The sequence below is a fragment of the Sphingomonas hengshuiensis genome (assembly GCF_000935025.1).
In the GTDB taxonomy this organism is placed as follows: Bacteria; Pseudomonadota; Alphaproteobacteria; order Sphingomonadales; family Sphingomonadaceae; genus Sphingomonas; species Sphingomonas hengshuiensis.
The window spans coordinates 2,604,491-2,630,584 of the sequence record NZ_CP010836.1; the positions used below are offsets into that span (position 1 = coordinate 2,604,491).

The window sequence follows — 26,094 nt, forward strand, 5'->3', positions numbered from 1 at the left end:
TCAGAGGGTCAAGACGAGCTTGACGCGACCGACGGCCGCCGCGCTGGCCTTCGCCGCTGCCGCGATTCCCGCCTTGGTATTGCCGGATGCGGTGGTCGTGAACTTCTTGTTGGTGTCGTCCCAGTACAGAACGGCGCCTTCGGTCCACGCCTGGCTGGTCGCCGCGGCAGCATCCTCATAGACGCCCTCGACATAGCCCGCGAACAGCGCGCCCGCCGCCGCCGAAACCGATGCGAATACCAGCGTGACGCCAATCTTGTAGAAAAGGCCCGCGACCACGCCGCCGCTCGGCGCCGTGAAGTCGAGGGCGTCACCGTCCTGAAAAAAGGTTGCCATCGTTCATCTCCGTTTTTGCCGCGAACCCCGCCGCAGCCGATTTTAGTGAAGCGGAGCGGCGACCAGCGCCGCCGTCGCAGTTACGCGCCCCCGTTGGTCTGCCCGGCCCGATAGTTGACGCCGCCGACACCGTAATCGAACAGCACCCGCCACTCGACGCCGCTGACGCGCCAGCCATCCTTCTGTTCGATGCGCGGTTCCTGCTCGCCGTTCAGGAAGACGACTTCGATTGCCGGGTTCACTGCCGGGTCGGCGAAGCCATACCAGCGCGTCCCGCTCAGGCGCGGCGTGCCGGTGATCGTATTGAACAGCCCCCGAACCTTGTTCGGCTTCTGGAATTTGCCGGCGGTGTCGGTGTCGTACTGCGAATCGTTGATCACCAGCGCGTCGCCGCGCATCGCGCGCGGGCCGACCCAGGCGTACAGCGGCAGGTCGATGAAGTCGTTGCCGCTCAGATCCTTCTGCGCCGCCATCGCCACGTCCATCGCATCGAACGACGCGATCGAAGGTGCGGCGGCGGTGGTGGCGATGTTGCCATGGTCGGCGTGGAACAGCGTCTTTCCGTCGTTCATCACCGGCCCGAGCCCGCTGTTGGACGTCAGGAGTGCATAGGCGTCGATTTCCACCGACATCTTGGCCGCACGCCCCAGGTCCTGCGCGACCTGGTTGAACACGCCCAGATCGTCATTGACGATCGCTTCGCGGGTCAGGCCGACAATGCCGCCCATCGGGACGGCGCTGATGACTTCCTTCGCGCCATCCGGAATGTTGAGGTTCTTGACCTCGCCATTCTCGCCGACGCGCTGGAGCCGCCCGAACGTGCCGCGCAGATAGCGCGGGGTAGCGCGGAAATCGTTGACCGATCCGACACCGGCCCACATCCGCCACGTGTCGGGCTGGATTGCATAGGCCGCCTGGAGCGACTTGTTCATGACGTTTTCCAGCAGCACGCTGAACATGCTGGTCGACTGGTACGGCCCGTCCATGCGCAGCATGATGGCCTGCTCGACCACCTGCTTGCGGTCGTAGCTGTCGACCCGGCGCCCGCTGCGCTCGATCGCCATGCGCGCGATGTCGGCGTTCGCGACACCCCGGAACTCACCGGGGCTCAGGTCGATCGTCTCGCCCCGTTCCTTCGCGGCACGCCGCACGATCTCGGCCAGCCCCGCGCGCTGCAGGATCGCGTTCGTCGCGCCTGCGATGAACTTCTCATGTTCGTCCTGGCCCATCTGGATCGAACGCCCCCCGGTCGAAATTCCACCGGTCGCCGCCTGATTGGCCTCGCCCGCCGCCGAAAACAGCGCCGCGCGCACCGCATCCGGGCTGATTTCGTCGCGTTCGTTCTTCTCGATCAGCTCCTTCGCCCGCGTCTCCACGGTCTCGCCGAACGCGCGCGCCTGCGCGCACAGCGCAATTCCAGCGCTGGCGGAAAGCATTGCGAAGCGGCGCTTCGCCGGAGCGGACGCCGGCTCGGTGGCCGCGCGCGTGCCTTCGACGACGATTTCGGTCTGGGTATTCTCCGGCGCAGCTACGCCGGTCGCATCAAGCGCCTGAGTGTCCATGGTCTTCTCCGTGATGGTGCAGGGGGCGATGGTGCGTTCCGCCGAACGCGCCCCTGCGTTCAGATCGGCGGCAATCGAGACGAGCGAGACTTCGGCAAAGGCCCATCGCGTGACGCGATACACCGGCACTTCGCCTTCCATCCGTTCGAAGATCATCTGCTGGCGCTGGTATCCCACGCTCGCTTTGGGCGGGGTGCCGGCGGCGAATTCCGCTTCCTGGCTCTTCGCCTCTTCGGATTGACCGAATGCGCACAGCGACAACACCTTGCCGCCCTCGAACCGCACCGATCGCACCACGCCCAGCCTGCCTTTCAGCGACCAGCGATCATGCGTATCGAGCAGCGGCGCGTTCCCGGCCTGCACCTGCGTCAGGTCGACGGCCTCGGCACGGCAGTCCAGCACTTCCCAATAATATTCGGCGTCGATGCCCAGCATCCAACCCGGCATCCGCACGGGCGTCTCGGTCGCCGCGTCCAGCTCCACTGTTCGCGCAACCGCATCATAGCTGCTCGACGCGGCGAATCGCTCTCCCAGCGGCATGTTCGACCGGCGCACGCCATCGCCCCCCGCCGTGGCGAGGTTGTCGGTATAGGGTGGCATCGTCAGTTCCCCTGGTTGGGCGCGCCGCCGTACAGATACGGCGCAGCCGCCTGCAGCACGCCGCTGTCGGTCAGCTTGCGCGGATCGCTGTCCAGCGCGAGTTTGAGTTCATCCAGCATCGCATTGATCCGGGCGATTTCGCGGATATGCGCTTCCCCGTTCAGCCCGCGCTCTGCCATCGCCTTCGTCGTCAGTTTCCAGCCCGCGCGAACTTCCATCAGCTCGCCCAGCAGGTCCTTCACCGGATCGACCAGGCGCCGCACCGGCAAGGCGAACGTCATTCCCACGTCAAGAAAGCGGGCATCGCCCGTCTGCCATGCCAGTCGCTGCATCCGCCGCATGACGGCAGGCTTGCACTTCAGCGGGATGACCACATTCTGCTGCCAGTCATCGAGCAGGCCATAACTGCCGTTCATCGCCGCCCGCAGCCCCGAATAATTGGCCTGGCTCACATCGCCGGTCATCAGGTGATACGGCACCATGTTGGCCGATACCCCCGCCAACTGCTGCTGCAGGAACTGGACGGTAGCATTCGACGGCTGCGGGTTCACCACCTGTACCTGCTCGCCCGGCAGCGTGCGCGCGATCATGCCCGGACTGATCGACTCGCCCAACGGTCGGGCACCGTCTGCCGGCCCGCTTCCCGGCGCCACGCCCTGCACCCCCAGCGGAGATGTCCCCTGCCCTTCGGCGGGGGTGATGATCAGCGAAAGGCAGTTCTGGATTTTCTCCGACAACCGCCGCGCGTCCTCGATCTCGGCGATATCCTGCAACGTCATCGCCACGGCACCCAGCCACGAAACCCCCCGCGCCTGCCCATGCGACACGCGCTCGAACATGTGATCGACATAGGCTGCGTCGACAAACTGCGAAGGGCGTCCGGTGCCAAGCGGATCGTTCGGGTGCTCGCCGAACAGCCAGTATCCGGTTCGCCGGTTCTGGCTGTTATACTGAACGCCCTGGACGATCTTGCCGCCGTCGGTGAGGCGGAAATTCTTCGACGCATCCAACTCGACGCCCGACTTGCCGACGATGCTGTTGAACGGCCCGTCGTTCCTGTCGCCCTGCCATACCGTCAGGCCCTCGCCGCCAACGATCATCTCGATAATGTCGACCTTGCCGTGACCATACCAGTCACCCAGGTCGTCGACCTTGCTTTCGGCCCAGCGGTCCCAATCCGCCTGCGCCCTTTCGCGAACGCGCTTCACCGGATGCGTGATCTGCACCGCAATGCCGTCGCCCCAGATCGCGGCGACCTGCTGGCGCACCCCGGCAGCAGCATATTTGTTGTTCTGAAACAGGTCCCATCCCGCCGCTGCCAGCGTCTTGCGATAGCGCAGCGTCTCGCCGTTGATCGAATTGGTCTGGCGGTTCCAGTTCGCAGTGCGGCGATTGTAGCTCGCGGCATCATAGGCCCGCACCCCATCGCGCGCGAGCTGGGCGGCGGCGATATGCGTCCGCGCAGCCATGCGCCGCGCCGCCCATGTAGGCGCGATCGGCGCGATCACGCCGTCAAGGATGTCGCCGAAGCCCATGGCGATCAGCGCGGATCGTACACGGCGAGCGTCGTCGCAGGCCGCACGCCCAGCGGCGCCGCTTCCGCAGCCGCCTGCCGCTTGAAATAATCGATCGCGCCCAAGAGGTCCGCGCGCGAGCGATACGTCTTGCGATCTCCCTCCGATTCGATCGTCAGCACGCCGCTGGCCAGCGCGGCCTCCAGCTTCACGATGTTTTCGGCGGTGGTCGTCATGACAGATAATCGTCCCTTACATCGTCGAGGTAGCGCCCGGGCGCGGGCGGCGGTGTCTTTGCGGGCGCGGGTCGCGCGGCCAGCAGCGGCAGCGCCAGCAGATCGGGCTGGCGTTCGTCCTTCGGTGCGTAGCGTTCGGCCATCAGCGCCGCCCAGTCGGCCTCGCTCAGCGTGTCGAGCATCAGCTTGTGCGCGGCGGCGATGTTATAGACCCGGCAGTCGAGATAATGGTTCTGACGCCCCGGCATCGGCACCCATCGCCGGTCCGGCACCTTGTTGACCATCTTGATGATGATGGTCTCGGCGGTGGCCTGTTCGTACCAGTCCTCGGGCACGTCGCGCCCCAGATGGACGTAGCCCACCGGGCGCACCACGTCGCCGCCCTGCTCGACTGCCGCCTGCACCGCCTTCACCGATGCCCGCAGAAAGCCGTACCAGGACGCCTTCACCCCGTTGACGCCCACGATATGCGCCTTGTCGTCGCTATTCTTCGACGCGGCGCCGGTGCGCTTGCCCTGCATTTCGTAGCGCAGCGCGACGCCGCGGCCCAGCACGGGCAATCCCCACCCCGCGCGCCCAAAGGTCGCGAGACGGTTGGGTCGCTTCGCACAATAGGCCTCGGCGGCTGCCGTGTGGTAGCCCGCGTCGACACATTCCTGGTCGATCGGGAACGTCCGCCCGCCGGGGAACGTCACGCCCCGTTTCGAATAGGCGTCCAGGTCCTTCCACGCGCCCTCGCCCGCCACATCGGTCGCGCCGGGCAGGAAGCGCGCGTCGAGCTGCCAGCTTTCCTGCCGCGGCGCATGCCCGACCAGCTCCAGATAGAGCCCGTCGCCCTGCACATCGACGCCCAGCGTCGTCGCGATCGGCCCGGCGGGCATCTGCCCCACCCCCCAATCCTGTTCGCGCAGCGCCTTCAGCGCCTCGTAATCGGGCGTGTCGCCCTTCAACTCGAACTCTTCGCCCTTGACCAGGTTGGTCCAGGTCTTGAGCTTGTTGATATCCCCCTGCGCCGCGACGAAGCCGATCGCCATCTCCGCCCAGCTCAGGAACGACGAGATGATGCCGGGCAGGTGCCAACCCCGCTTGATGCTCTGCGGCATCCGCTGGCGCCATGCCTGGAACGTCGCTTCGTCCAGCACCCGCGCCGGCGCCTCGCCATCGATCGTCAGCGATAGCCAGCCATCGCTCAGCTTCATCCCCGGCTTGCGCCAATGCTCGATCGGCACGCCGCAGCACGGCGCGATCAGATGCGCCCGCTCGGGCTGGCCGTCCGGCCACTGAATGTCGCCCCACTCGGGAACGAACCGCGAATCGCACTCCGGGCACTTGAAGTAGTACCGCCGCGGATCGCCCGCCCGATATGCCGAGCCGATCTGGCTCGACCCCTTGATGCGCGGCGTCGAAATCTTCAGCCGCTTGGACAATCCCCGCGACTTCCACACCCGCAACCGGGCATCGACCATGCCTTCCGGCGAACCCTGCCCCTCCAGGTCCAGCGGCCATTCGTCGAGGTCATCCTCGATCGCATAGCGCACCGTGCGCTGCCGCAGCCCCGCCGAGGAATTGGCCCCCGCCAGCAGGATGTAGCCGCCCGAACGGTTGAACAGGATCTTCTTCGTCGTCGATCCGTCGCCATTGGCCAGCCCCTGCGCGCGGATCGTGCCCCCGCGCTCGGGGCTCAATCGCGGCGTGGCCTCCACCATCGGCCAGAACTTTTCCGCTGCCCAGTCGAGCGCGGCCTGAAACGTCGCCTGCACGAACAGCACCGGGCCGGGGTGCAGGTCGCTGATATAGCCCAGCATGTTTTCCGCCGATGCCGACCCGCCCGACTGGGCGCACTTCATCAGCGCGCCTTCCTCGCACGGATCATGCGCCGACATGGCGTCCATGATCTCCACCAGCTCCGGAGCGGTCTCGTTGCTCCATTGCCCCGGTATCGGCGCGTCATCGGGGAAATGCCGAAACCGCGCCCATTCCGAAACCTTCAGCCGCGGCGGCGGCTTCAACCCCTTCGCCATCGCGCGGTTGAGCCGCTTGGCGTTCCGCCGCAGCGTCTCCGCCGCCGCCGGGCCGAACCGCGAATAGGCGAAGCCCATCAGGCCGCCAGCGCGGCGACCGCTTCGTCGCTATCGTCCTCGCTCTCTTCCTCGTCGTCGGCGTCCATCACGCCGCTGGCGACCGACGCCGCCAGCGCGGCAAACGCCTTGCCGGTGGCCTCGTCGAGGATCGCCATCACGGCGCGGACATCGCCCGTGGCGGACAACCGCTCGGCGACGCCGCGCAGTTCCGCCGCAACCCGCTCCCGCGCCAGTCGCCCCAGCTCCGAAGCGCGCCGCTCCATCTCGACCAGCGCGACCAGCTCGCCCGCCGTCTGGGCGTTCTTCATCCGCCGCCCGTACAGATCCTCGTCGACCAGCTCGGCCCGCGCCTGCGCCAGGTTGCGCGACGCGGCGATCGGCAGTGCCGGTTCCTCGACGGGCTCCAGCTCCAGCTCTGTCGCGCTGGCAACGCCACTGGTCGGGCGCCCCCGCATCGGATCGAGCCGCGCGTTCAACCGCGCCTCGCTCCGCTCCACATGCACCTTGGCCCGCCCGTCCGCATCCTCCGCGAAGACCAGCAGCCCGGCATTCTTCCAGTTCGTGACAGCCGACTTCCCCACGCCCCGCCGCTTCGCGAACTGGGTCTGGGTTTCGAGCGTCATCACTCCCTCTCGTTCAATGCCGTGAACGGTTCAGTTCACAAGGTTCAAAATCCAAAACAGCCCCTGAACACCAAACCCCTGCGCTCTGCCCCACCGCATTACCCGACACCCCCCAGAAAGGACCCGCCGTTGTCCCAACATGTGAAACAGCACCACGCCCCGCCCGACTGGTGTCTGGCGGGGCGCGGCGAGGACAGGGGAGGGATGCGTGCCGGTTGCACAAGGCTGGCCGAGCATGACGGGAAATACGCGATAAATGCCCGCCAAACGAAGGGGAGAAATCTTCACGCACGAAGATTATTCGCTTGACCGCGCAAAGCCCTACTAAATGCTGGCGTTTGCGCGGCGGCAGGCCGCACCGATCGCACGATCGAAGCGACCACGCAGGGCATCCGGCGTCGATCCGTCCCCCAATGCCGCAGCGACGCGCTTCCAGCTTGGCCTATCCTCGTGCTGAAGCTGAGCGAGCACCAGGCCAACCGCCTTGCGATCCCGCTGCGCTATGGCGTCCATCCATCCAAACGCTTCGTCCATCCGTGCCACCTCGGCAGTGGTGAGGCCGGGCAGCTTTGGCAGCGCATCGCGATGATAGTCGTCGCTGTCGATCTGATACAGGCGCCGCGCTTCCGCCTCGCTCAGCTGGTAGCCCTTGTAGATCGACGACACCCCACGGCTGCCAAGGAAGCTGCGCTCTCGATCGGGCAACCGCATCAGGAAGCCATAGGCCTCGACCAAGCGCGCCTGGACATCATCGAACGACAACAATTTTCCAAGCTCAGAACCCATTCTACCAACTCCGGACAGTTGTTCTCACTATGATTATCTACGTGTGCGCACACATGTAGATGTCTAATTCCTGACGACACTGTGCGTACTGTGTTAAGCGCCTGACTTCACACGCTTTCGAACTGTCCGTAGTACCGTCAGGCAACTGTTCGGCTAACCGTCCGGAACGCTCCGTTCGCGCTCTATGGCCGCCCCGATCCCTGGCCCCGCCGTCGCGCTGGACACTGCACCGGACACCCTGCCGGACAGTCCACCGGACAGTTGTTTGATCATGGCACAATCCAATCCGTGCCGCCGAGCGCGCCCGATCTCTCAACGCCGCAAAGGCGTATCCCGCGCCGCACCTTGCGCCCCGCCGAGTCCTTGTCGGCATAGACTTGCAACTCGTTGAGCAGCGTCCCGAACCGAGTCTGCGAGAGAATTGCTTCATCCTTGTCGCCCCGCACGTCCCGACAGAACTCCTTGAAATCCTGATACAAGTCAGTCGCACCACTGGATGCTTCGGGATCGGTGAGCGTACAGCGCGCCTCGATCCACTCGCTCATCGCACTGCCGGTCGCCCAGAAACTCGACATGGCCCGGCGCGACATCTCCGGCTCGGGTATCTCACGGCACTCCAGCCACTCGCACGCGCCCTCGATCATCCAGTTGAGTATGCCGCTGGCCTCGGCGCGCAGCTCCGCCGCTACCTCATCCTCGGGCCGATCCTCCACGCCCGGTGTCACGCCAAACTGGACGGTCCACGGATAGAGCTTCAACCTGCGCCGAAAGCCGCGATCGTCGCTGGGCGCGCGGGGCATATTGTTGCACTCGGCGATCAGCTTGAAATGGGGGCGGAAGGTGATTTCCTCCACGGCATGGGCGCCACGCGCGGTGACGTTGCTGCCGGTCACCTGCTTGATACGCTGACTTGACCAGGTGCTGCCCTTGCGCGGTTCGTCGATCACTACCAGACGCACGTCGCCGCGAAGACGGACAATGTCGCTCTGATGCGATGCCGAATTCTGTTCCTTGCTTTCGAGGAACGTCTGCGGGCTCGCCGACAGGAAATAGTCTCCCATCAGCTCGCCGACGACCTTGTTGGTCAGCGATTTGCCGTCGCCGCCCTTACCCTGATAAACGTAAAAGGCCTGGTCGCTGATCAGCGCCGTCGTACACATGCCATAGATGCGCTTGAACGCGGTCCGCGCCACCGGATCCGTGTGCAGCAGCACAAGGCGCTCGGTCCACTTCGGCGCCTGCGCACCGTCGACGAAATCCACCTCCGCCATCCGCATGAACATGTCACCCGGTCTATGGCCTTGATCGAACCGAGGAACCCATTTCCCCGTCATCAGGTCGCGCTTGAAACGCACCGTGCCGTTGCGACAATGGAACGCCAGGGGATCGCAGTCGAAATCCTCCAGCGCCGCACGCATCAGAAAGCGATCCTGATCGTCGACGATGCCCTGCGCCTGCTTCAGCATGCCGCCGCACCGTTCGCTGTTGCCGGATTTCATCGCCCAGGCGAACAGTTGCACCGCGCGCTCATCGGCCATTTCAGCGGTAAACTTCGGGCCATAGACAGCCCGCAATTCATCCGGCGACGCCATGCGCACCGCCCGCGCTTCATCCATGATCGCGTCGCACACCGCCATTGCCAGCGACAGCGCCCTTGCCTTGCCGTCGCGCAGGCTCCAACGCTGGCTATTGAAATGAACCCATTCGCCGGCACGTCCCAGCTCGCCGACGAATAAGAGCTTACCCGCAGCTACATCGGCGAGACGATAGGCATTGCCGCGATCGTTCAACTCTCGCCGCGACCGCCGAAGCGCCGCCCCGGACTCAGGCCCGCCATCGGGCACCAGCGGGCCGGAATCGCGATCAGCCATTGCCCACCTCCCGCGCGTCGATCAACGCCATGGTGCGCGACAGGCGGCGCTGCATCGCCGTAACTACCTTGGGGGCGCGAGCATCCGCCGGACTCGGCAATATCGCGGTTTCAATCGGTCCACGCACCCCCATCACCCGACGGTACAAGGCCCAGACGGCCTCCTTTTCCTCTCGGATAGACGGATCAGCCTCCAGGTCGCGCAACACCGCATTGATCTGGCCGGGCGCGAAACCTGCCGCCTTGGACACAGCCATAATATCCCGGATCGATTGGTTGATCTCGGCACGTTCCGCCCGCAACTCCAGCAACCGCCGCACGATCGCGATCAGGTTACGCTCGCTTGCCTCTTGCGTTTCGGGCCACGCATAGCCGCCGCCCTCCGCCTCTATTTGGCTATGCAATGCAGGCACCGACGGTCCGGACGGTCCGGATAGGCTCACCTCGCGCTCATACCGCGCCCGCCACGCCGCAAGATATTGCGCCCGCGTCTCTTCGTCGCGGATCGTGCGGGCGAGCGTGTCGAGCTGCTGCCACACGCCCGCCACCGCCTCCGGATCATCGCCAGCGGCCCCCGCTGCCACCGCATCGAAAAGCAGCGCCGCGATCGGCACCGCCTCGGTCAACACGGCCTCCACCGCGCGACGGCCCTGTTCCTCGCGCCCGCCCGGAATGGCGGGATCGAAACTGCGGGCTACATCGTCGGGATCCTGCCCCTGGGGGAACAGCGCCACCGCCAGCGATCGGCCCGGGGCGATATGGGGCAACGCGGCGGTACAGGCGCGGATGGCGGCCGCTCGCCCTGGCACGTCGCCGTCAAAGGCCAGTATAGGGCGATCCACCACCCGCCACAGCCGCTCCAACTGCCCGCCCAGCGCCTCGGGCCCGCCACAGGTCAGCGCGGTGCCCATCGGCGCCACCACTTCGGCGATGCCCACGCTGTCCAGCGCGATGACGTCCATATAGCCTTCGACGACGATAATCCGCTTTGCCGTCCGCGCCGCGGGCGCTGCGACGTGTAGGTTGAACAGCGTCGCGCCCTTGTCGAATATCTCGCTATCCGGACTGTTTTTGTACTTCGGTCCGTCACCGGTCAGCAATCGGCCGCCAAAGCCGATCAGGCGACCGCGCGCGTCATGTACCGGAACCGTGATGCGCGCCCGGAATGTCTCGCCCCACTTCCCATCGGCCTGCCAGATCAGGCCACTGGCGACGGCTGCCTCGAAGGACACGCCCAATCCCCGAACATAGCCCGATCGCGCCGGCGCCCAGCCCATGCCGAAACGCGCTATTGCCGCCGCATCGATGCCCCGCGCGGCGAGATACTCGCGGGCCACCCCAGTCGCCTCCAGCTCGCGAGCAAACAGCGCCTGCGCCGCCTCCAACGCGGGGCGAATGCCATCGATCCGGGCCGCCCGATCCTGCGCGGCCTGCGACGGCGCGGGCACGTCCATCCCCGCCGCATCCGCCAGCGTCTTGACCGCTTCGATGAAATCCAGCCCCTCATGCTCGGTCAGCCACCGGATGGCATCGCCATGTGCCCCGCAGCCAAAGCAGTGATAAAATCCCTTGTCGTCGTTGACATAGAAGCTGGCCGTTTTCTCGTTGTGGAAAGGGCAGCAGGCGCGATACTCGCGCCCGGCCTTTGTCAGCTTAAGTGCGCGACCGACCATCGCCGAAAGCGGACTCCGCGCGCGCAGCTCGTCAAGGAATTGCTGAGAAAGCGCCATGGTTTACGAGCGCTGCAACGGGGTGCCGAGGCACAGGACATTGGAAACTGGCGACACGAAACCCCTCCCGGAAACACGGGCAAATACGAACTAGGTGACGGGATGCTCGGCACCCGTCCCGCCGGCGGGCAAGGCGCGGCGGCATGGGCAACTCCCTACCCATGCCGCCGATGCCGAAACTCAGGGCGATGCGCCGCCATCGTCGAGCACCGCATCGACGATCCCGTCTTCGACCACCGCCTCCACGATCCGCGCCGCCAGCACGCCCACCGTCACCCCGCGATCGGCGGCATGGGGCAGCAACCGCGCGACGATCTCGCGCGACAGCGGCAGCATCTGTGTGTGGGGGACGGGGGAGGCCCTCATGCCACCGCCCCGAACATCCCGCCCGGAGCGAGGACGGCAGTCGGATAGACGGGATAATCGCCGGGCCGCTCCAGCCGACGACGGCAAGGCGCGATCCAGCGCGCGCGGGTATCCCCGGCGCCGCCGATCATCCACACCAGCCAGCTATAGCTGGTCGCAGTGGATGCTTTTGTCCCCGGCTTGTCGGCAAAGGGATCGAGTTTGCCCGCCTGCACCAGGCGCCCGCGCAGGATCACCACGCGCTCCGCAAAGTGCAGCTCGAAATCGGGCGGACGCTTCGAATACAGCCGCTCATACCGATTCTCGCCCTCGACGAACGCGCTTCGAACGAACATCGCCACGGCCACCCGCGCCCGCCCCAGCGCCACGTGAATGAACGCCTCGCCTAGATTGAACGGCGGGTTGGCGACGATCACGTCCACCATCGGCTCGGTATGCCCCGTGGTCGCGAAGTCGATCAGCTCGGGCTCATCACCCAGCACCCAATCGGGATAGCGCACGACGTCGCTGGCACGCACGAACGCGAGATATTCGCGCATCGGGAGCACCATATAGCCCCGGTTACAGCACGGCTCCCACCCGGTGAGCTTACCCAGCGGCAGGCCCTGTGAGGCCAGAAACTCGCACAGCGCCCGCGTCGCCCAGGGCGGCGTCGGAAAATCGTCGAGCGAGTCATGCGCTTCGACGCGACGCTGCATCACGGCAGTGGATCGGTTCGGGCCGGTCACGCGCCGACGTCCGGCTGCGCTATGGGACAAAAGGTTGATGTGCAGGCCACCGCGCGCGCGACGCCGACCATTGCATCGCACTGGCTGCACCATATCCGCCGCACCCCGGCCAATGCCGGGCCGCGGTTCTGCTGCAACTCCGCAACGGAGCGATGGTCGCGATAGGGAAACCGCCCGGTGGCGGCGCGGGCTTTAGCCATCGTCACGACTTCCCCCGCCCCGCCGCCCGAGCAGCCCGGCAGCATCCAGCATCATGCGCACCACCCGCCGCGTCGCCGGGCTGTCCGCGCCGCCGACATGCAGCCCGGTCGTCACCTCATCGGCAAACGCCGCCACATGCCGGATCGTCAGCGCCCCGGTATCCGCATCGATCGCCCCGCGCGCGACGGCGGCACGGACACGATCGGCATGTGCCGCCGCATGGCGCACCACGCCGACCCGCTCATCGGCCCGCGCCTGCGCATCGATGTCGCCAAAGGTCCGGCGCGTCATGCGGGCAACCCGTCAATGTTGCCGGTGACGACGCGGAAGGTGAGCGCGACGACCCATGGGTTCGCGTCCCACGCATCCTCACCATGCAGGCTGTTCCAGAGCAGGCGGTAGGCTTTGGCAGCGGTTGGCCCCCAGCATTCGCCCGCACGGGTGAGCGCGTAGCCTTCGAGCGCCGGGGCCAGGCCCTCGGCAATTGCATCCGCCTCGCGGATCGACTGCAACCGCTCGACCCGCACGTCCTCGACGATCAGCGTCAGACGCGAGGCCCAGCGCGGCATGTGCATCCCTTGGCGGTGCTTGCCTGGTACTCCCACCGGACAGCGGCCATGTTCGCTACTATCCGCGAGGTAGAGTACCGGCGTGTTCTGATCGAGGTCGCGGGGCGCAACGCCATTGTTCCCGATAGACGTCTTCCAATGTTCTCGCACATAGAGTCGGTCATCGGAGGAGTAGGGCACCCTGAATGGGGCGCTGGCCTCCTCGCTGCCGTGGATCATCCAATCTAGTCCAGCATGGCGGTGCGCGCGAAGCCCGGAAAAGTGGGGATTGACGCCCTCTTTAAGCACGGGGTGGACTAGCCGCCGCGTCTGCGTCTTGCGCCCGTCGAGCAGCGCGCGCACCATCGCCGCGGAAAAGATGATGGGGCGATCCCGCTTCCCCGCGAGCATATGGGCGACTGAGATTTTCATGCGGGCATCCCGTCATGCGTCGCGCCGTCGAGCATCCGCCCTGCCGCCTTCTTCCCGACCCGCTGAAACGCAAAATGGTCATGATCCGGCACCGCCCAAATGCCATCATCCCACTTCGGGTCGGCATCAATGTCGTCCGGAAAAAGCGCGTGATGATCTTCGCGAAGTCCGCTTTGCGATTGCCATTCAGGTGGGCAGCCCGGTTCCCACGGCAACCACTCCCCCCATTGCTTGAAGAAGAACGGCACGTCCGCATCGGCGCACTGGTCGCGCAGCGAGCGCACCCAGGCCGGGTGCATCGGGCGGGCGCCGTGTCCGCTTTCACCGCCGACAATAACCCAATGTAACAGACGTTCGCGCGACGGCCCGAAGACCGGAAATATGTCTAAGTCGACCGGGCCCAACAGCGGCTCGACGGACAGGAATCGCACCGCGCCGGGCGTTGCGAGCAAATCAGGGATGCGATCGTCGGCGCGCCGCTGATCCTCAACCGACACGCCAAGCCAGACGTTCGCCAGAGGTATCGGGACAAACTCGGCATCCTCGTCCCTCTCGCGATCACCCAACGCAGCGAACAGGGCGGAGAACTTCACCAGTCCCGCGCGGTTCATGTCGAAACAGACCAGCGCCACCCGCTGCGGCATCCGTGGATCAGACAGATACGCCCGCATCCGCGCCGACCGCTTCGTCAGGATCTGGTGCTGGTGCTGCGGCGTCAGCGCGCAGACCGCGAACACCTTGTCGATCCATGCGTCGGGCACATTCTCATGGAACAGGTCGCCATGCGCATTCCAGAATATCCGCCGAGGACGCTTCCACGCGAGCGGTTGCAGCAGCGCCTTCTCGTTGAGGCGAACCTCGCCCGTCCAGACCATGCCGCCGGCGGTATGCTGCGTCAGGCCGCGCCGCGCCTCGAACCGATGCGCCTGACGCATCGCGTAGCAGCGCTTGCAGCCCGGCGAGAGCACGGTGCAACCGTTGACGGCGTTGACCGTGGCATCGGTCCATTCGATCTTGGTCCCGTCAGCCATCAGAACCGCCTCGGCAAACGAGGATTAGGCTCGCGACACGGCGCGCACAGCCCATCCACCAGGCGCGCGCTATCCTCGCCGCAATCGCCGCAAATCCCCGGCACGCCCGCCACCACCGGCACCCGCGCCGCCGCCAGCGAACGCGCAAGATGCGCTTCCGCAAGCCGCTGCGCATGATCGACCACATCCGCCATCACGCCGCCTCCTGCCGGGGCGCGGACCAATGGCCGGCCGCCGTCTCCACCATTTCGATTTCCTCCGGGTCCTGCGGCACCGCCTCGGCGCCACGCTCGGCGATCGTCAGCCCTTCCAGCAGCGCCAGCTCGGCGCGCAGACGGGCAATCCGCGCCGGTCGCTTGTCCGCCCAGCGCTGCTCGCGCGCGACCAGCGCGCCGCGCCGCTCGGCCTCGGCATGCGTCAACGGGCGCTCGCGCTCGACTGCATCCAGCGCGAGCAGCCCCTCGACACACTCGTCTGCCGTCACATAGCGCCCGACATACTCGCGGTTATACTGGAGCCGCCGCAGCAGCCGCCGAACCTCGGTCTCGCGCGGCGTCAGCGATCCGCCCCGCCGCTCGACCTTGGCATAGAATTTCAGCAGGGCGTCCTGCTCGGCAATGTCGAGCCTGCGACCGAGCAGTGCCGTCATGGACTGCACCGCCGCCATCACGCCTCGCCCTGCGGCGACCAGGTCGAACACCCGCTGCCGACGATCGTCACCACCCGCACGGTGCCACCCATGGGCAGCCCCACCAGAACGCTGCGGATCAGCGCGCGCCGGTGCAGCTCGCCCATCTGGCGGTTCGCCATCTCGCTCCGCTTGAACCCCAGCATCGCCGCCAGATCGCGGTCGCTCGGGCATCGCTCGCCTTTGTCGGCCAGGTCCTGCAACAGGTCGAACAGCAACCGCGCCTCGGCGCGCAGGCCATGCGCATCGGGCGGCGCCGTCGCCTGCCCGAACGGCAACGCCGTCCGCTCCGCGCGATAATCGAACAGCCCATCTCCGCGCGGACGCTGCGCCAGCATCTTGACCAGCCCCATCGCGTGCAACTGCCGCGCCCGTTCGCCCACGCCGCCGCGCCCCAACCGGGGCACCCGCGCATAAATGCACACCCGCCCCGGCCCGGCCTGCATCGCCCAGCTCGTCAGCGCATGCCCCGATGCCAGGAACTCGCCCGCCATCCCGGCCAGCGGTTCCTCGGCATCGATCGGGCGATGCGCGGCGGGTGCCGCCTCGGACACCGTGAAAAGAGGTGCCGGCGAAGGGACGGCAACAGGCTCGGGGTCGGGCCTGTGCTCGGGGGGGCTGGGCACTGCCGCCCCTTCGCCGACGCCGGACGCGCGGGAACCGCCCCCGGCATGGCGCCCGCCGCTTCGACCGGCGCCAATCTTGTTGATCGGCGCCACTGCGCCAGCATCCTGTGTAATGCCCCCCATGGCGATCACCCCACCAGTGCCGGTTGACGACGCATCATCGCTCAATGCCCCTCGGGCCGGGGCAGCGGCTGCTCGCACCAGCGCAGCGGCCCACCGCGCCACCAGTCGCCCGGCTGCACCGCGCCCTTGGTAACTTCCGCGATCGCCGTCGCCTCGAATGCCTCGGGAACCACGCCGCCAAGGAGCAATCGCTCGACGAACGCAGTGCCCGTTTCGATCGCTGCGGCAATGCGCACTGCCCGAACCACGGGCATCGAATCCTCGGCAATCCACCAGCCAAGCCGATGCGCCCCGTCATTCGCCGGATGCGCATAGCCTGCAGCCGCTTCGATCTCCGCCACCGCGGCCACGACGGATTCGCGCGGCAGGGTCACGATGCCCACCCCCGCCGCATCTGCAATTGCAGGTCCAGCACCGCCAGCGCGCCGATGGCGTGCGAAGTCTCGCGGATCATATCGCCTGGCTCCCCAACCGCGCGCAAATCCGCGCCCACAGCGCCTGCGCGCGAAAAACCGAAATGTTCGCCGCTTTCGCTGCGGCGGACAGCGTCTTTCCCAGGCTCACGGCCTCCGCGATCACATCCATGTCGCGGTCATCCTTCGACACGGAACGCGCCCGGCGTCATGATCGCGTAAGGGGTCTCGCGGATCATGCCCGCCCCCGCCGCATCTGCAATTGCAGGTCCACCACCGCCAGCGCGGCATGCGCCTGGGCGATCTCGATACGGATCGCATCGATCCGCGCCTCGCTCATCGGCCCATCGGCAATCGCGGCACAGATCGCCTGCGTCACGTCCGCCGCCTCGCGCGCCACGCTGCCGACCGATCCGATCAGGTCGCCGTCGCACGGCACCCCGGCGGGCAACGCCGCAAACGCACCGCCGATCATGTCGCACACCGCCCCGATCAGGTGCGGAGCGCCCTCGCGGTCCGCCGCCACCCGCTCCAGGTCGACGGCGACGTCAATCGCCAGGAAACGGTCGGGATGCTCGAACGAATAGCAACGCTGCAGGTCGCTCTTGCCGATCCGCGTATAGGTCGCCGCCGCATCCAGCCCGCCGACCGCTTCGATCAGCATGCGCGTGCGATGCTTCAGGTGGCGCAGCGCGGGCGTCATGCGTCGCGCCCTTCGGGGAGGGCGTTTTCGTCGCCCTCCCCCTCGGCTACAGTTGCAGGCGGCAAACAAGCAACTGGAGGCGATGATGTCGCAATTTTTCGAAGGGTGGCGTCTAGACGCGACTGGAAAACCCGTGCTGCATCAACATCACGGATCCCGCACACTGACAGCGCACGGACTTTGCTTCCTTCGAATCGAAACGTTCGAAAGTCCGGAAGCGCTGGCACGCGGTGACTATCAGGATCTGCAAATGACATTGACACCACAGGCGGCAGAGGCGCTTGGGCTGATGCTGCTGAAGACGGCGGAACTTGCGCGGCAACAGGTGCACTGACACACACCGTCACGCCGTCGCGCCCGACATCCACGCCGACGGTGATTTTCGGGCGGCGCGTCGTCATGCGTCCAGTCCTTCGGGGAGGGCCGATACGCCGCCCTCCCCTTTGGCCACAGTCGCCGGGAGGACGGGAGCGACTGGAGACGGATCGCGGAGAGACCGGGGGAAACTTCGCCGGGTTTTCCCGGTGACGTGCCCTCGGGGCTAGGGGTATTTACGGAGTTGTGAACAGCGCAATCCTCTATGGGCCGCGACAATGAGCGAGCTGCAACGACAAGCGCGACATCGGCGCTCAACTGTTCGGCAGGAATCCTGCCGCCCGACCATTGCTCGATGGCCAGCGCGATGCGGGGCGAGCACTGCACCTTTCCATTCTCGATGCGGCTCATATAGCCCCGGCTTCCAACACCGATGGCAGCGGCAAGTTCGTCCAGCGATTGGCCGCGCTCATCGCGTATCGAGCGTATCAAAAGGGGTGCGGTCTTCATGCCCCTAAGTTTCTCTATAGGAAACTTTCTGTCAAGCCCTCATCGCCTCGCGGTTTCTCATTTCTGTAACGACCTGAAATTGTGCGTTTCTTACAATGCAACCATGACCGAGGGGCAGCCGAACTGGTTTTTGCGCGAGTGGATCGCCGACAAAAAGATGCGCCAGAAAGACCTTCTCGACCGAACGCAGTGGCAGAAGAGCAAGCTCAGCAAACTGGTCAACGGCGGCTCGAATTACACGCGCGAAACGCTCAACGCTCTGGCGGTCGCGCTCGGCATAGAGCCCTATGAATTGCTCATGCGGCCCGAACGGGCGCGCGCAATCCGCGAGTTCGAATACAGCGCATACAAACTGGCGGCCGAGGGCAGGATGCCCTTCAGGCCGGAGTAGAGAACGCCCTGGGGGCAGGGCGACAGGGGAGGGGCCGATGGCACTGATCGATATCTGGAACACCGTTCGCGGCCATAGCGTGGCGCCGGGCGAGCCGCCGGAATTCAAGGCCAACGTTCCGGAGGATTTCGAAGAGGAAGAAACGCCCGACTCCCGCGAGCCACCCGCGCCGGCGACCAGCATCAGCGGGTTCACGTGCATCATCGATTATGCCGATTCGAAAGGGCGCGACAGCACGCGGCGGATCACCTGCGTCCGCTTGGAGAACAACGCCGGCACGGAATATCTGCGGGCCTTCTGCCATGAACGTCGCAGCCACCGCCTGTTTCGGTGCGACCGGATCGAAACCTATTACGACATCGAAACCGGCGAGGTCCTGAATATCGGCTCTATCCTCGGCGGGAACCCGGTTATGCTCCGCCAGGCCGCGCCCCTGCACTGGGGTCTCTCCCCACGGGATTACGCCGACATCATCGCCGGGCTGAACATCCTGGTGTTCGTCGCCCGCTGCGACAAGCACTGGCACCCGATGGAACAGGCGGCGATCGACAGTTTCGTAGAGACCTTCTGGCTGCACAGCGGGTTTCGCCAAGACATTCCGATCGACGACATCATCGCCCACGCCGCCAAACTCCGTCCCGATTCGGAGATTTTCTACGGTGCCCTTCTCCGCGCCGCGGAGCGCCGCACTCTCCGCAATACGATCCGCAAGCATATAGCCGCCGTGATCGAGGCCGACGGCGTCGTCACCGACGAAGAATTCTACTGGGGAAATCAGGTCGAAAGCTATCTATCGGGCAACTAGCGCTCGCCTGCGGTTTCCTTGAAGGAAACATTCTGCTTGACAAGCTAGTTTCCTATTAGGCAACTATCGCCTCCGAACCAACGGAGGCGACCATGTCCCTGCATTCCCCTTCCCCCCACGGCCCAGGCGCGCTGCCCCAGGGTAAGACCCGCGCCCTCGCGGCATTCCTCGCCCTCCCCGCTGCCCGCCGCGACGAGCCCCTGACGCGCAACCAGCGCTTCTGCCGGGTGCATATCGCCGGAGACCGCAACCCGCCCTTCGCCACCGATCCGGCCCCCACCGGCCTGCGCGCCTTCGCGATCGGGCTCGTCACCGGCGGCGTCGTCACTGCGGTCATGACCGTGATCATGGCGGCGCAGCCATGATCGGCCCGACCAAATACGTCCGCCGCGCCGCGCTGTTCGGCCTGCTCGGCGGCACCGTGGGGGGCGTCGCCGCATGGGCGCTGCTCTACACCGTCGCCCGCGCGATCGGACTGGGCGCATGAGCCCCGAAACCCGCCGCCGCATCGACGCCTTCCTGCTCGGCCCGGCCGCGCAGTGGGTCTTCTATGCGCTGATCGCCATCGCGCTGGCATGCTTCACGGGGTTCCTCGTGCTCACCATCGGGCACAACCTCTGATGCCCGCGCGCCGCCCGTTAATCTGCAAGCGCAAGGGCTGCGATGCGCCGCGCGATCGGGGGCATATCGTCTGTGCCGCTTGCTGGCGCGACATCCCCACCGCCCTGCGCCAACGCTACGCCGCCGCCCGCCGCCTGCACCTCACCCGCATCGCAAAGCAGCTCGGCAGCGACATCGTCCGCCTGCTGGGCCGCAAGCCCGACGCGGCCACCCCCAACCCCTACACCCGCATCGCCGCGCTGACCGGTGATCGCGATGGGTCGCAGGCGGCGGGGTGATCCTATCCCCAGGCGAGCGGTGCCATCGCCTGGAGCAAACCCCTTGGCATCATGGAGATGAAGATGAAGCGCGTATTGGTAACGACTGCTCACCGTGGCGTGTTCGCGGGCGAAATCGCCGACGATCAGGACCTGAGCGTCAAGGCAATGCCCCTCAAGAACGCTCGAATGGCCATTCGCTTCGGCACGACTCGCGGGCTCATGCAGCTTGCCGAAACCGGGCCGACGTCGAGCAGCAAGATCAGTGCCCCTGCTGACATTCCGATGCTCCACGACATCACCGCCCTGTTCGCGGTTACCGAGGAGGCATGGGCTGCATGGAACAGCTGATCACTGCCGATGACGTTGTGCGTCTCGGCGGTGCCTGTACCGATGGCGTCGGCACCCTGGTGCAGCGCCATGCGGCGAAAATCGCCGCAGCCATGCCTGTCAGCGAAGTTCTGACGCTGGTTCCCGAAAACCAGCATCAGTACGTGCTGCAGGCCGCCCAGCTCGGCGACGGCTACGGCGACGGCTACGGCGACGGCTACGGCGACGGCTACGGCGACGGCGACGGCTACGGCGACGGCGACGGCTACGGCTACGGCGACGGCTACGGCTACGGCTACGGCGACGGCTACGGCGACGGCTACGGCTACGGCTACGGCGACGGCGACGGCGACGGGAATGGAGGCTCTTACAAATGAGCCAGTCCTTTTCCCGAGCGACAGGATCGGAGGGGCGTTCCGCCCCTCCGATCAATGCCCGATCGCCCGACCAACAGCCTGTTCGTTTCCACCGCACGCGGAGGCGCAACGCTTCCACGCCGCCAGGCGCTGTGTACGTCGGACGCCCGACTATCTGGGGCAACCCGTTCAGCGACCGCCCACGCATCGGACATGCCCGAAGCGTGATTCTCTATCGCTCTTGGCTGGCAGGCGACCTCAGCCCCCATGTCATTCGGTGCGCCGGGTTCAGTGAAAACGAAATCAACGCACTCGCAAGATGGCGCGCATCGCTCATACCGCGCCTGCAATCCCTCAGACGACGGGACTTGCAATGCTGGTGCCCGCTCACCTCCGCATGGTGCCATGCGGACACGCTTCTGCGGGTGGTCAACCAGATGCACATGGACTTGGCCGCGTGAGCACGGCCCCCACCACAGGCGAAATCCTCGCCCTCGCGGTCGCCCAGGCGGCGGCACAGCGCGGCCAGACGATCCGCGCCTTCGCCGCCCCGCTGTCGAAATCTCCCAACGCATGGCTCGGCATGTTGCGCAAGGTCAGCACACCCACCCTCGAAACCATCGCCCGCGTCGAGGATCTGCTCGCCGGGCGCCCTGTCGCGCCGCCCCAACCCAGCGGCGGCAAAGGCCCGCGCGCCAGCCTGTCCGCCCGCGACGAGGCCGAACGCCTCTAAACCCTGCGTCCCACGGCGGTCACCGTCTATCGCGCCCTCCGCGACATCGCCGATCGCGGCGAAGTCTGCCCCAGCAATTTCGAGCTGGCCGACAGGACCGGGATCAGCGACATCAGCACGCTGAACCGCGCGACGCGGATGCTCGCCGATCGCCGCCTGATCCGCATTCAGGCAACCGCCGGCGGCGGGCGCATCATCCATATCGCCGTCACCGGCCAACGCACCGCACCCCCGCCGCCGCCAGCCCCCGACGCACCCCCGCGCCGCTATCTGCGCAGCGCAGTCGCCGTCCCTCGGGAAGCCCTGCCCCCGCGCATCGATCGCGATCCCTGCCCCCGCTGCGGCACCCGCGGCGACCTCGGCTGCCGCCATGGCCGCGCCGGGGTGAACTGGTGACATGGCTATACGTCCCCCCTCTCTCTGGAACGTCATCGAACTCTGCGCCGGCGGCGGAGGGCTTGGACTCGGCATCAAGCTTGCCATGCCTGGAGCGCGCGGCATCGCTTACGTGGAGAGGGAAGCAGCCGCCGCCGCGCTTCTGGTTACGCGCATGGAAGCGGGCGACCTGGCTCCCGCGCCTGTCTGGTCTGACCTCGGAACCTTCGATGCTCGACCGTGGCGTGGCCGCGTTCATTGCGTCGCTTCCGGCGATCCATGCCAGCCCAACAGCGTCGCCGGAAAGCGCGGAGGCGCCGACGACGATCGTTTCCTCATCGAACAGGTACTCCGCGTCGTCGCCGAGTGCCGGCCTCTCCGTCTCTTGCGCGAGAACGTGCCGGGGAACGCGGACGGACAGCTCGCCGCCCTCGTCCCGGCATTGGAAGCAATGGGCTATCGCGTTGAGGCGGGAATATTCAGCTCGGGCAAAACTGGAAATTCCCAAGGGCGCGATCGACTCTTCGTCATGGCCGACGACGAGAGTGTCGAGGGGGGGGTATTCCCGCGACCATGGCGACCCGGCGAAGGAGCGCCCGACGCTGGAGGGGTTGGCGACGAACTGGCGGACACCCATGGCATCGGACGATGGCCGCAAGGCATCGCCAACGACGCATCAGGTGATGCTCGCCAACCAAGCGCGCGCCTGGTCGGCGCCGACTGCGCACGACGGGCGAAGGCCGGGTGCAGATCTGCATTCGACACAGGGACGCAATCTGAGCCGCGAGGTGTCGAACTGGCCAGCACCTACGGTGATGATGACGGGAGACCGGACCTCACCGGATACCTTCGCGGCACGGCAGCGGCGCTTGAAGGACAGGCATGGGAGCGCGACCGGCAATGGCGCCGGCGTCGATCTGGCGATGGCCGCGAGGATGTGGCCGGCGCCGATGACGCGCGACTATCGCAGCGGCAGCTCGCAGAAATCCAGCGACGAACTTTGGGGCAAGAAGGGGCGCCCTTTGGAGCGGGTCGCGCTGGAGGCCTCCCAATCGTCGCTCCAGGACCAGAGGACGCGGCCTGGGCAGCAATCCTTGACTCCTATCCCCTTCTCGCCCCTGCCCTCGGACGGTTCGATCTCTGGGCAATTGCTCGCCGAAATCTCGGTCTTGCGCCGATGGTCGATGCGATCGGGCGGCGCGGCGGGATGGCGCGGGACATGGACCCGGCAACCAAGGCGGCAGCTCAATCCATGGTTCGCGGAATTGCTGATGCGCTGGCCAACCGGGTGGAGCGCATTCGACTGCTCGGAAACGGGGTTGACCCAGTGGCTGCATGGGATGCGTGGGTTCATCTCGACGCTCGACACTGCGAGGCGCGGGAGCGGGGACAAGCAGGGCGAGCTGTTTTGAGCAGCATAGCATGATCCCCGCCCGCCCCACCTACGCCACCGACTGGCCCGGCATCGCCGCGACGGCGGAGCAATTGCTTGCCGATCGCCTCGCCCGCGATCCCGATCTGGTCGCGGCGGGCAAGCTGCCGCCGGCGGCGGCGGACGATCGCGCGCGGATCATGGCCGCGATCGTCGCCCTGTGGCGCGCCGTCGTGCGCCGCGAGCCCGTGCCCGCCCTATCCGCGACCCACGCCGAAATGCGCGCCGATCTGGCAAAGGCGCGCGAGGTCCTGTCGACTCTGGCGGCATCCCGCCCGGACAATACCGCCCTCGCCATCCGCCTCGCCGCGGTCGTCGCGCTGGAATGGAACCACCGCCCGTGCATGCCAGGCCATGATCTGCCGTGGATTCTCCACGTCCACGCGGCGAACCTGCAGGCGCGCGCGATGGCCGCGAGCCCGGCCCCGGCGCCTGTGCAACCGCCCGCCCCGCAACCGGCGCCGCGTGCCTTCCGCCCCGCACAGACGGCGCTGCTATAATGGCGATCGACAACCTCTTCGCTGGCGGCGCGCGCATGGTGCATGCGGACGCCGTTGAGCTAACCCTCGCCTCTCTGCGCGCCTATTGGGACCGTCACGAACATATCGCCGTCGCATGGTCGGGCGGCAAAGACAGCACCGCGGCTCTGACGCTGCTGATCCACTTTATCGACATCGGCGAGCTGCCGCAGCCTGAGCGGCTGTACGTCTTGTACGCGGACACACGACAGGAACTGCCGCCGATCCAGGCTTCGGCAGAGCTGATAATGGCCAAGCTGCGCGAGCGGAACTGGATCGAGGTGATCGTCGTGCGCGCACCGATCGAAAAGCGGTTCATGCCGTATATTCTCGGGCGAGGGGTGCCGCCGCCCAACAACAACACGCTGCGGTGGTGCACACGTCAGATCAAGGTCGAACCGATGATCGCCGCCATGACGGAGGTTTTGGCGTCCATCCCCGGATCACTTCTGACGATCACTGGCGTGCGGGAGGGCGAAAGCGCGATCCGCGATGGCCGCATCCGCATGTCGTGTTCGAAGGACGGCGCCGAATGCGGTCAAGGCTGGTATCAGCAGGTACTGCCCGAGGCAGCGGGCCTACGCGGGCGCACAGCCACGCTCGCGCCCCTACTCCACTGGGGAGTGTGCACCGTCTGGGATTGGCTGAAGGTCTTTGCCCCTGCGCCGGAATTCGGAGGCTGGCCTACCGCCATTTTGGCGGACGCCTATGGCGGCGACGATGCCACCGAAGTCAACGCGCGCACGGGCTGCACGGGCTGTCCGCTCGCCAGCGAGGATAATGCACTTGCTGTCATCGTCGAGACCGAGGGATGGCGGCACCTGTCCCCGTTGCTCGAATTGCGCCCGATCTACCGGTGGATGCGCAAGCCGGCGCAGCGCCTTCGCAAATCCGGCGTCGAGCGCCTCAAAGATGGTTCGATCGCGAAGAACCCGCAGCGCATGGGCCCGCTCACGCTGAAGGCGCGCACGACCGCGCTGTCTCAAATATTGGATATTCAGGCGCGGGTCTGCGCGGGTGCCGTAGCCGCCGGCACTCCAGAGCGCGGCATCGATCTTATCAATGCCGAGGAAGAGGTGCTGATCCGCCAGCTGATCGCCGCCCGGACGTTCCCGGCAAAGTGGGATGGTGACGAACCCAGCGCCACCGCGTGGCTCGATGCCGTGTACGGCGACGGCACGGTACAGCCGATCCTCTTTCGTGACCTGGTGGGATCATGACCAATCCCCCCTTGTTACAAGGCTGCTCTCAGAGCGCCGGGAAGGGCCATAACCGCCTTCCGGGGCAGCAGGAGGGCGGATGGGCGCCACGCCCCTGCCCTGAGTGCCTGAAGCTGTTCGAGCCCAAGGTGCGCAATCAGCTCTTCTGCACCCCGCAGCACAATGCGGCCTGGAACAACCGCGCCACCGCACGCGGTCGGGTGCTGACGCCCCTCGGCATGGCCGCGCGCGTCACGCGCAACGGCACCCAGGGCGCGCCCGAACTGCGCGAGGCCGGGCGCGTCACGCGCAACGCCTACAACACCCTCCTGCGCAACTACCGCGACGAGGATCGCGAGGCCGGACGGATGCCCTGGGCGCAATACATGCTGCTGCGGCTGAAGCTTGGCTACGAGCCCCTGCGCTGATGCCCAAACCCCGCGCCGCCCCACCCCCGCCAGCCATGGACGAAGCGATCCTGCGCCTCGTCCGGGCGCTGGCGCGTGCAGCGGCGCGGGAGGATCACGCGGCGACGGTCGCCGCCAGAGGAAAGGACGGGATATGACTGGCGACATGAAAGCTATGACGCCGGGAGAGCGTCGCTTCCTGAAGCACCGATCCTGCGGGTGGTGTGCCGGCCTGCTGACTGCATCGTCCTGTGGGTCGATGTACTTCGGCGATGACGAGCGCTGCGATATGGTGGCGAAGCGCAAGGCCGCACTGGAAACGTACAAGCCGCGCCCTCGAAAGGACCCCCACCATGGTTGACGAACAGCAGGCGAGGGAATCCCTCGTGGCAGCGCTGACACTGTTGGCAGAACACGGGCTACCGCACGACATGTCCGAGGTGCTGGTATGGGGCAATCCGCGCCTACAGTGCCCGCCGGGCGCGCTTGCCAAGGTGCTTGCGGCGAATCGCGAACAGGCGCTGAGAGAGGCGGCGGAGAAGGTGCAGCAGATTGGTGTTAACCAGTCACAGCAAAACTTCGCAGGGCTGAACATTGCGCGGCTTGCCATCCTCTCCCTCATCGCCAAGGAGCCGGTGGGGTGAGTGT

The 26,094-nt window shown here is 66.4% G+C and carries 39 protein-coding genes and 1 pseudogene; 18 read left to right on the forward strand and 22 right to left on the reverse strand.

Going from position 1 to position 26,094, the window contains the following annotated elements; genetic code table 11:
- The 21 genes from TS85_RS11450 to TS85_RS11535 all read right to left on the reverse strand — a co-directional run bounded on the left by TS85_RS11450 (position 1) and on the right by TS85_RS11535 (position 17,197).
- Positions 1-336 (reverse strand): DUF2190 family protein, encoded by a 336-nt coding sequence (locus tag TS85_RS11450; RefSeq protein ID WP_044332262.1) that lies wholly within the window; start codon positions 334-336, stop codon positions 1-3.
- Between the two features lie 80 nt (positions 337-416).
- A complete protein-coding gene (locus tag TS85_RS24105) occupies positions 417-2,498 on the reverse strand; it encodes a prohead protease/major capsid protein fusion protein (protein WP_052507864.1) in 2,082 nt (693 codons plus the stop codon).
- Between the two features lie 2 nt (positions 2,499-2,500).
- A complete protein-coding gene (locus TS85_RS11460; protein WP_044332263.1) occupies positions 2,501-4,033 on the reverse strand; it encodes a phage portal protein in 1,533 nt (510 codons plus the stop codon).
- Between the two features lie 5 nt (positions 4,034-4,038).
- On the reverse strand, positions 4,039-4,248 hold the full coding sequence (locus tag TS85_RS11465) for a phage head-tail joining protein (RefSeq protein ID WP_044332264.1): 210 nt from the start codon (positions 4,246-4,248) through the stop codon (positions 4,039-4,041).
- A complete protein-coding gene (locus TS85_RS11470; protein ID WP_044332265.1) occupies positions 4,245-6,347 on the reverse strand; it encodes a terminase gpA endonuclease subunit in 2,103 nt (700 codons plus the stop codon). Before TS85_RS11470 ends, TS85_RS11465 begins: the two co-directional genes overlap by 4 nt.
- Positions 6,347-6,952 (reverse strand): hypothetical protein, encoded by a 606-nt coding sequence (locus tag TS85_RS11475; RefSeq protein WP_044332266.1) that lies wholly within the window; start codon positions 6,950-6,952, stop codon positions 6,347-6,349. The genes TS85_RS11470 and TS85_RS11475 overlap by 1 nt, the downstream gene beginning before the upstream one ends.
- Before the next feature lie 324 nt (positions 6,953-7,276).
- Positions 7,277-7,738, reverse strand: coding sequence for a hypothetical protein (locus TS85_RS24110; RefSeq protein WP_155006382.1), 462 nt, complete (start codon positions 7,736-7,738; stop codon positions 7,277-7,279).
- A gap of 269 nt (positions 7,739-8,007) precedes the next feature.
- Positions 8,008-9,609 carry a DNA primase family protein gene (locus tag TS85_RS11485; RefSeq protein WP_052507866.1) on the reverse strand — a complete coding sequence of 534 codons (1,602 nt, stop codon included), beginning with the start codon at positions 9,607-9,609 and terminating at the stop codon, positions 8,008-8,010.
- On the reverse strand, positions 9,602-11,338 hold the full coding sequence (dnaG, locus tag TS85_RS11490; RefSeq protein ID WP_052507867.1) for a DNA primase: 1,737 nt from the start codon (positions 11,336-11,338) through the stop codon (positions 9,602-9,604). Before dnaG ends, TS85_RS11485 begins: the two co-directional genes overlap by 8 nt.
- A 180-nt stretch (positions 11,339-11,518) precedes the next feature.
- Positions 11,519-11,704, reverse strand: a complete 186-nt coding sequence (locus tag TS85_RS25395; protein ID WP_155006383.1) for a hypothetical protein — start codon at positions 11,702-11,704, stop codon at positions 11,519-11,521.
- Positions 11,701-12,405, reverse strand: coding sequence for a hypothetical protein (locus TS85_RS11495; protein WP_227698457.1), 705 nt, complete (start codon positions 12,403-12,405; stop codon positions 11,701-11,703). The genes TS85_RS25395 and TS85_RS11495 overlap by 4 nt, the downstream gene beginning before the upstream one ends.
- A 23-nt stretch (positions 12,406-12,428) precedes the next feature.
- The gene (locus TS85_RS25400; RefSeq protein ID WP_155006384.1) at positions 12,429-12,632 is read right to left on the reverse strand and encodes a hypothetical protein; all 204 of its coding nucleotides are present in this window, start codon (positions 12,630-12,632) and stop codon (positions 12,429-12,431) included.
- The gene (locus TS85_RS11500; protein ID WP_044332268.1) at positions 12,625-12,924 is read right to left on the reverse strand and encodes a hypothetical protein; all 300 of its coding nucleotides are present in this window, start codon (positions 12,922-12,924) and stop codon (positions 12,625-12,627) included. Before TS85_RS11500 ends, TS85_RS25400 begins: the two co-directional genes overlap by 8 nt.
- Positions 12,921-13,613 (reverse strand): hypothetical protein, encoded by a 693-nt coding sequence (locus tag TS85_RS11505; RefSeq protein ID WP_052507868.1) that lies wholly within the window; start codon positions 13,611-13,613, stop codon positions 12,921-12,923. The genes TS85_RS11500 and TS85_RS11505 overlap by 4 nt, the downstream gene beginning before the upstream one ends.
- Positions 13,610-14,644: a phage Gp37/Gp68 family protein gene (locus tag TS85_RS11510; RefSeq protein WP_044332269.1), complete on the reverse strand. Its 1,035-nt coding sequence runs from the start codon at positions 14,642-14,644 to the stop codon at positions 13,610-13,612. The genes TS85_RS11505 and TS85_RS11510 overlap by 4 nt, the downstream gene beginning before the upstream one ends.
- A complete protein-coding gene (locus tag TS85_RS11515) occupies positions 14,644-14,838 on the reverse strand; it encodes a hypothetical protein (RefSeq protein WP_044332270.1) in 195 nt (64 codons plus the stop codon). Before TS85_RS11515 ends, TS85_RS11510 begins: the two co-directional genes overlap by 1 nt.
- The gene (locus TS85_RS11520) at positions 14,838-15,293 is read right to left on the reverse strand and encodes a hypothetical protein (RefSeq protein ID WP_162184715.1); all 456 of its coding nucleotides are present in this window, start codon (positions 15,291-15,293) and stop codon (positions 14,838-14,840) included. Before TS85_RS11520 ends, TS85_RS11515 begins: the two co-directional genes overlap by 1 nt.
- A gap of 17 nt (positions 15,294-15,310) precedes the next feature.
- Complete coding sequence (locus TS85_RS11525) at positions 15,311-15,886, reverse strand: hypothetical protein (RefSeq protein WP_044332273.1); 576 nt, start codon at positions 15,884-15,886, stop codon at positions 15,311-15,313.
- Positions 15,887-16,122: 236 nt separating this feature from the next.
- Positions 16,123-16,464, reverse strand: a complete 342-nt coding sequence (locus TS85_RS11530; protein ID WP_044332274.1) for a hypothetical protein — start codon at positions 16,462-16,464, stop codon at positions 16,123-16,125.
- A 67-nt stretch (positions 16,465-16,531) separates the two neighbouring features.
- Positions 16,532-16,666: a hypothetical protein gene (locus TS85_RS26245; protein ID WP_265102090.1), complete on the reverse strand. Its 135-nt coding sequence runs from the start codon at positions 16,664-16,666 to the stop codon at positions 16,532-16,534.
- A 63-nt stretch (positions 16,667-16,729) separates the two neighbouring features.
- The gene (locus TS85_RS11535; RefSeq protein ID WP_044332276.1) at positions 16,730-17,197 is read right to left on the reverse strand and encodes a phage regulatory CII family protein; all 468 of its coding nucleotides are present in this window, start codon (positions 17,195-17,197) and stop codon (positions 16,730-16,732) included.
- Between the two features lie 52 nt (positions 17,198-17,249).
- Between TS85_RS11535 and TS85_RS25760 the strand changes: the two genes are divergently transcribed.
- Positions 17,250-17,531: a hypothetical protein gene (locus TS85_RS25760; protein ID WP_052507869.1), complete on the forward strand. Its 282-nt coding sequence runs from the start codon at positions 17,250-17,252 to the stop codon at positions 17,529-17,531.
- Here the strand turns inward: TS85_RS25760 and TS85_RS26415 are convergent.
- Positions 17,435-18,022 (reverse strand): helix-turn-helix domain-containing protein, encoded by a 588-nt coding sequence (locus TS85_RS26415; RefSeq protein ID WP_077228831.1) that lies wholly within the window; start codon positions 18,020-18,022, stop codon positions 17,435-17,437. The two genes, TS85_RS25760 and TS85_RS26415, sit on opposite strands and share 97 nt — an antisense overlap.
- Positions 18,023-18,125: 103 nt before the next feature.
- Here TS85_RS26415 and TS85_RS25765 point away from each other — a divergent pair, with 103 nt between their 5' ends.
- The 17 genes and pseudogenes from TS85_RS25765 to TS85_RS11600 all read left to right on the forward strand — a co-directional run bounded on the left by TS85_RS25765 (position 18,126) and on the right by TS85_RS11600 (position 26,090).
- A complete protein-coding gene (locus TS85_RS25765) occupies positions 18,126-18,413 on the forward strand; it encodes a helix-turn-helix domain-containing protein (RefSeq protein WP_044332277.1) in 288 nt (95 codons plus the stop codon).
- Positions 18,414-18,492: 79 nt separating this feature from the next.
- Entirely contained in the window at positions 18,493-19,218 is a 726-nt protein-coding gene (locus TS85_RS11545) for a tellurite resistance TerB family protein (RefSeq protein WP_162184716.1), read from the forward strand.
- Between the two features lie 92 nt (positions 19,219-19,310).
- Complete coding sequence (locus tag TS85_RS11550; RefSeq protein WP_044332279.1) at positions 19,311-19,583, forward strand: hypothetical protein; 273 nt, start codon at positions 19,311-19,313, stop codon at positions 19,581-19,583.
- Positions 19,580-19,705: a hypothetical protein gene (locus tag TS85_RS26250; RefSeq protein ID WP_265102091.1), complete on the forward strand. Its 126-nt coding sequence runs from the start codon at positions 19,580-19,582 to the stop codon at positions 19,703-19,705. The genes TS85_RS11550 and TS85_RS26250 overlap by 4 nt, the downstream gene beginning before the upstream one ends.
- Positions 19,702-19,839 (forward strand): hypothetical protein, encoded by a 138-nt coding sequence (locus TS85_RS25410; protein ID WP_155006386.1) that lies wholly within the window; start codon positions 19,702-19,704, stop codon positions 19,837-19,839. The genes TS85_RS26250 and TS85_RS25410 overlap by 4 nt, the downstream gene beginning before the upstream one ends.
- Entirely contained in the window at positions 19,839-20,117 is a 279-nt protein-coding gene (locus TS85_RS11555; RefSeq protein ID WP_044332280.1) for a hypothetical protein, read from the forward strand. Before TS85_RS25410 ends, TS85_RS11555 begins: the two co-directional genes overlap by 1 nt.
- 63 nt (positions 20,118-20,180) lie before the next feature.
- Positions 20,181-20,447 carry a DUF6948 domain-containing protein gene (locus TS85_RS11560; RefSeq protein ID WP_155006387.1) on the forward strand — a complete coding sequence of 89 codons (267 nt, stop codon included), beginning with the start codon at positions 20,181-20,183 and terminating at the stop codon, positions 20,445-20,447.
- Positions 20,435-20,803, forward strand: a complete 369-nt coding sequence (locus TS85_RS25930) for a hypothetical protein (protein ID WP_077228574.1) — start codon at positions 20,435-20,437, stop codon at positions 20,801-20,803. The genes TS85_RS11560 and TS85_RS25930 overlap by 13 nt, the downstream gene beginning before the upstream one ends.
- On the forward strand, positions 20,800-21,243 hold the full coding sequence (locus tag TS85_RS26420) for a DUF4326 domain-containing protein (RefSeq protein WP_077228575.1): 444 nt from the start codon (positions 20,800-20,802) through the stop codon (positions 21,241-21,243). Before TS85_RS25930 ends, TS85_RS26420 begins: the two co-directional genes overlap by 4 nt.
- Positions 21,240-21,515, forward strand: a complete 276-nt coding sequence (locus TS85_RS11570; RefSeq protein ID WP_044332282.1) for a hypothetical protein — start codon at positions 21,240-21,242, stop codon at positions 21,513-21,515. Before TS85_RS26420 ends, TS85_RS11570 begins: the two co-directional genes overlap by 4 nt.
- 138 nt (positions 21,516-21,653) lie before the next feature.
- Entirely contained in the window at positions 21,654-21,911 is a 258-nt protein-coding gene (locus tag TS85_RS24675) for a hypothetical protein (protein ID WP_077228576.1), read from the forward strand.
- A 1-nt stretch (position 21,912) separates the two neighbouring features.
- A pseudogene (locus TS85_RS26425) lies at positions 21,913-22,419 on the forward strand (DNA cytosine methyltransferase); the annotation flags it as partial.
- A gap of 106 nt (positions 22,420-22,525) precedes the next feature.
- On the forward strand, positions 22,526-23,302 hold the full coding sequence (locus TS85_RS26115) for a hypothetical protein (RefSeq protein ID WP_044332284.1): 777 nt from the start codon (positions 22,526-22,528) through the stop codon (positions 23,300-23,302).
- 10 nt (positions 23,303-23,312) lie between these two features.
- Positions 23,313-23,822 (forward strand): hypothetical protein, encoded by a 510-nt coding sequence (locus TS85_RS24120; RefSeq protein ID WP_052507870.1) that lies wholly within the window; start codon positions 23,313-23,315, stop codon positions 23,820-23,822.
- Complete coding sequence (locus TS85_RS11590; protein WP_044332285.1) at positions 23,822-25,060, forward strand: phosphoadenosine phosphosulfate reductase domain-containing protein; 1,239 nt, start codon at positions 23,822-23,824, stop codon at positions 25,058-25,060. Before TS85_RS24120 ends, TS85_RS11590 begins: the two co-directional genes overlap by 1 nt.
- The gene (locus tag TS85_RS11595) at positions 25,057-25,467 is read left to right on the forward strand and encodes a hypothetical protein (protein ID WP_227698458.1); all 411 of its coding nucleotides are present in this window, start codon (positions 25,057-25,059) and stop codon (positions 25,465-25,467) included. The genes TS85_RS11590 and TS85_RS11595 overlap by 4 nt, the downstream gene beginning before the upstream one ends.
- Before the next feature lie 332 nt (positions 25,468-25,799).
- The gene (locus tag TS85_RS11600; protein WP_044332286.1) at positions 25,800-26,090 is read left to right on the forward strand and encodes a hypothetical protein; all 291 of its coding nucleotides are present in this window, start codon (positions 25,800-25,802) and stop codon (positions 26,088-26,090) included.
- The last annotated feature ends 4 nt before the right edge of the window (positions 26,091-26,094 follow it).